3 protein-coding genes and 1 pseudogene are annotated in these 4,595 nt (G+C 44.8%); 2 read left to right on the forward strand and 2 right to left on the reverse strand.

Features of this window, described 5'->3' with window-relative positions:
• Together B9T16_RS26010 and B9T16_RS26015 are read left to right on the forward strand one after the other, a co-directional pair.
• Nucleotides 1–785: pseudogene (locus B9T16_RS26010) on the forward strand (DNA-binding protein); the annotation flags it as partial.
• An 88-nt stretch (nucleotides 786–873) separates the two neighbouring features.
• Entirely contained in the window at nucleotides 874–2,106 is a 1,233-nt protein-coding gene (locus B9T16_RS26015) for a glycosyltransferase family 4 protein (protein ID WP_014275047.1), read from the forward strand.
• 36 nt (nucleotides 2,107–2,142) lie between these two features.
• Here the strand turns inward: B9T16_RS26015 and B9T16_RS26020 are convergent, their stop codons facing one another.
• Together B9T16_RS26020 and B9T16_RS26025 are read right to left on the reverse strand one after the other, a co-directional pair.
• Nucleotides 2,143–2,979: a RusA family crossover junction endodeoxyribonuclease gene (locus B9T16_RS26020; RefSeq protein WP_410223239.1), complete on the reverse strand. Its 837-nt coding sequence runs from the start codon at nucleotides 2,977–2,979 to the stop codon at nucleotides 2,143–2,145.
• Between the two features lie 224 nt (nucleotides 2,980–3,203).
• The coding region (locus tag B9T16_RS26025) for a mechanosensitive ion channel family protein (protein ID WP_410246117.1) at nucleotides 3,204–4,595 on the reverse strand (1,392 nt) is incomplete at its 5' end.

The following is a 4,595-nucleotide window of genomic DNA, read 5'->3' on the forward strand; positions in this document are numbered from 1 at the left end:
GACCCACCAGCGGCATACTGGGAGCCATGATCGTCGGTAGCATTTGGGGCTGTTTTTTCGGTGCCACCGCCGGGTTATTCATACCCGAACCCATTACCGGACCCAGCAAAATCCCGGTAATCATTGGGGGTCTATGTGGAACCTTCATCGCCGCCGCCATAGCTGGAGTCATTTTTGGGGCTTTAGAACAAGATGCCCTCATTGGTCAGGCGATTCTGTGGGGGGCGTTTATGGGTATGGTGTGGGGTACCATCTGGAACCTATTTAAACCCCCTCTATCGGTTCCCAAAGGCCGTGTACATGGTAAAAATGGTATGGTTCTAGGTGCTATATGGGGAGCATTTTTGGGTACAGCCATCGGTAGTGTTTTAGGGGCGATCGCTGTGGTCGCCATGGAAATAGACCAGCCTGGTAACTCCACCCCAGAAATTATCTCCCGCCTCTTTGTCACGGCCATTGTCGCGGCCGGAATCGGTGCCTTGGGGGGGATTCTATCTGGTGCCACTTTTGGCAGCATTGGCGGCGCACCACCCCTCCCCACTGCTATACGATTAGCCGGACGACGGGGAGCCTGGGTCGGTATGGTTTGGGGTAATTTCCTGGGAGTAATTACTGGCGCTTTTTTAGGGGCGATCGCATCTACCCTATTTCCTCAATTGCTGCAAACCAACCCCTCAGACAACAGCACCCCCCTATTATTAGGAGCCATTATCGTTTCTGCCGGCATTGGTTCAGCCTGGGGCATATTTTCAGGCATGATTTGGGGAGGACTCGGTAAATTTTGAACTCAAATTGTACCCAGTACAGATGCCAACTGTCAAAACTCCGTGATAAAGTCATCCCCAAACACCACCATTATACAAACATATCTGAATGCACATTGCTTGGCTTGGAAAAAAATCACCATTTTGCGGTAACGTCACTTACTCCCGGGAAGTAACCAATATGCTGCTTGACCGGGGATATCAGGTTAGCTTTATCCATTTTGCCCAAGAAACCACCCACCCCGAACGTCGAGAACAATGGTCGCTAGAAAATGGGCACTGGAAAATTCAAGCCCAAGATTTCCAGTTTAATAGCGATTCTTTCGGTGACACTCAGAGGACCAAAGAAGTGCCACTTCCCTGCCTCTATAAGTCTCAGATCTACACCATACCTACCCTCAAATCTAGTAAGGTACTGATGCGGTCTCTGCAAGCATTAAAGCCTGATCTGGTTCATGCCTCCCTAACCCTGTCTCCCCTTGATTTCCTCCTCCCAGAAATTTGCGAAGAATTAAATTTACCCTTAGTAGCCACCTTTCACCCCCCTTTCGATCGCAAACTCCGCAACCTCACTTCTGGGACTCAGCATCTGATGTACCAGATTTATGCTCCCTTCCTGGCTAATTATGACCGGGTAATTGTCTTCTCTCAAATTCAGAAAGATTTACTCGTTAAACTCGGAGTTACCTCGCCCCAAGTCGCCATCATTCCTAATGGCGTGGATGTACAAAAATATTCCCCCGGACCCTCCCACCTGAAATCTCAACTTCAAAGCGATCGGATTTTCGTTTATCAAGGACGCATCGCCACCGAAAAAAATATCGAAGCCATGTTAAAAGGCTGGAAAAAAGCCAGCATGGGTGAAAAATGCCGCTTATTATTAGTAGGAGATGGACCCTTAGCCTCTTCCTTACAAGGCTTTTATGGCTTAGAAGACGGCATTATCTGGGCAGGTTTTATCGGCGATGAAGATAAACGTATCGAAATTTTACGCGGCTCCGATGTGTTTATTTTACCCTCCTTAGTAGAAGGACTATCTCTATCTCTACTAGAAGCAATGGCCTGTGGTATCGCCTGCATAGCCACCGATGCTGGGGCTGATGGTGAAGTCTTAGAAAATGGCGCGGGTGTCGTCTTAAAAACCCAAGGCGTTAGCACTCAACTCCAAACTATATTACCTGTGTTTAGAGACCATCCTGAAATGGCAACTATTTTAGGACAAAAAGCTAGAAATAGGGTGCTAGAAAAATACACCCTAGATGAGAATATCAGCCAGATCGAAAAGTTATATATGGATGTCGTCAAACATCCCAAAATGGTGATTAAACTCAACTTAAATTAGTCACAATTTATCTAGTAATTGACCGCTAATTAACTGTTAATCCCTGAGAGGTTCAATGTCTATCCAAACCCCCGTTTTAGGGAGATCTGGAATAAATTCTACCCTCAGTTGAGGTAAACAACTCAAGCGGTCATCCATCAAAACCCCCGCCCCTTGCAAAGTCAAAGCATCTAAACAAGCCCCAGCCAAATTATCAATATCAGAATTAGTCCGATGATTACCAAACAAACGGATAGTCACCGCCGCCCGTCTGATGGGAAATCTGTTGGTTAAATTGCGTTCTGATATCTGGCGATATAATTCAACTTCCGCCCGGTTCCGCCACTCCCGATATCGAGGAGGTAAATAAGTCCCATTACTGGTAACCCGGGGACGCGCCTTCGGAACCACAGCCCCCTCAAGTACAAAGCTAATCAGTTCCCTCTTGGGTGGTATTTCCTCCCCTGGAGGAACCGGGGTAAATTCTACATCAATAGGGGTATCATAGTCCTTGACCTCCTCTATGGGGGGTTCTACCTCCTCTATGGGGGGTTCTACTTCCTTCTGGGCTTCTAATTCCAAAGGTTTGGGCTGTAGTGAATATTCGTCAATATCAGCAGCCTCTATCCCTATTTCCCCACCCAGAAATCCTGGCCAAGTGCGAGCAATCTGCATATAAGTGTCAGCACTTTGGGCAGAAATATCAATCGACTCTAGCCAACCTTCCCAGTCGGTTGAGGTTAATTGGGTTTGTGCTTGTAGCAATAAAACTCCCGCATGGTAAGCCGGAACTAACGCCGTCTGGGGACTTCCTAGACACCGCTGATGTTCGTAGCTAATGGCACGCGCCAGATTTTCTAATTCAGAAATTTTCGGTTTCAGTTCAGTTAACACAATAATCTCAAGTACACTTCATTAGTTATCAATTTTCCTCTACTAGGGGGTTCTCAGTACCCCATCCCCAGGTCAGTATCAGTAGTTTAACGGATTCACGCTACAGCTACCAGGCCGAGCATTTCCTACCCCATAGAAATAACAGGCTGTTTGGGAACTGTTAGTTCTAATCTAGCCTCCTGCATCTTACTTCAGCAGGATAATTGGCGGTCAAATTGTCGGTGTCAATTGACAGAAGAGGAAAACTCACCGCCATGATTACCATTTTGGTCTAATAAATGATGATAGCCTTGATGCCACAAAGTTTGCTGAGGAATGCCAATTTTAATCCCTTCACGGTCGAAGGCTTCTTTGACCCGACACCGAAACTCTCGACCGACTTCCCACTGTTTCACAGGTTGAGTAGTAATCCAAATGCGGACTAACATTCCCCGATGACTCACGGCATCAACTCCCAAAACTTGGGGTAATTCTAAAATCAAATTCCGCCAATAGGGTTCCTGTAGCATTTCTTCTCCGACCCGTTTCATAACCTCCATGGCTTTGCGGATATCGGAATCATAGGCTACCTCAATAGTAAAATTAACTCGCGACCAATTTTTGGTCATGTTTTCCACAAGGGAAATACTGCCATTAGGAATGGTGATTAAATTGCCATCAAGATTGCGAATTTGGGTAATATAAAGATTGATATACTCAACCAAACCACTTTTATTTTCCACAGCAATTACATCACCGACAGCATATTGATCAGTCCACAAAATTAGACAGCCATTTAAGACATCTTTAATAGTGCTTTGAAAGATGTAAGTCAAGGCAAAACCAATCACCCCCACCCCGGTTAAAATTTCATTGATCTGAATATTAAAAACGGAACTGAGAATAGTATTTAAGGTTAATACAACACCAATGAAGTAACTGGTAAATGATGCCAAACCTTTGAGGGCTGCCGTATATGTGATTTGTCGTGACAGAAATCTTTGCTGAGAATTGGGATATTTAAAGAGAGATTGATTAACCCATTCTTGCAAAGAATATTCAATGGACAAATGACTGATTTTAATGGCGGCAATGACAATCAGATAATAAACCAACAAAGATAAGGGAACTCCCCCTAGGGCTACACCTATAGCGCGGGTAGCTGGATAGTAATATAAAAGATAAGCTAATCCTCCTAACCAAATAAAAATTTGTCCCCACTGAGTTACCTGCCGGAGGAATTGAATAACTTGCTTTTGTTGATTAGGAGAAAGATTGGGTAAACGACTCCAAATCTGATTAAATCCAAATTTAAACCGGGATTTAGGTATGATTTTAGGGTCATAGTTGGGGTCAGCTTCAATAATATCTGTGGCGGTTTGAGATAAATTTTGGATGCGTTGATTTTCTCGGTCAATGATTTTCTGGACTTGCCATAATATCCAGCTACTCAGGATGATTATCCCCAAAAATAGGAGGGTAAAGGGAAGTTTGCGATTCCAGAAATACTGTTGAAAGGCGCGGCGTTCTGAGATGGAATGGTACAATTCTTGATAGATGGTATCTCGCCACTGTTTAGCGATCGCTTTTTTAGATTGTCCTTGATGAAGGGAGTCAAAATCAGTAATTGTGATGAT

The sequence above is a fragment of the Arthrospira sp. PCC 8006 genome (genome assembly GCF_046480465.1).
In the GTDB taxonomy this organism is placed as follows: domain Bacteria; phylum Cyanobacteriota; class Cyanobacteriia; order Cyanobacteriales; family Microcoleaceae; genus Limnospira; species Limnospira platensis.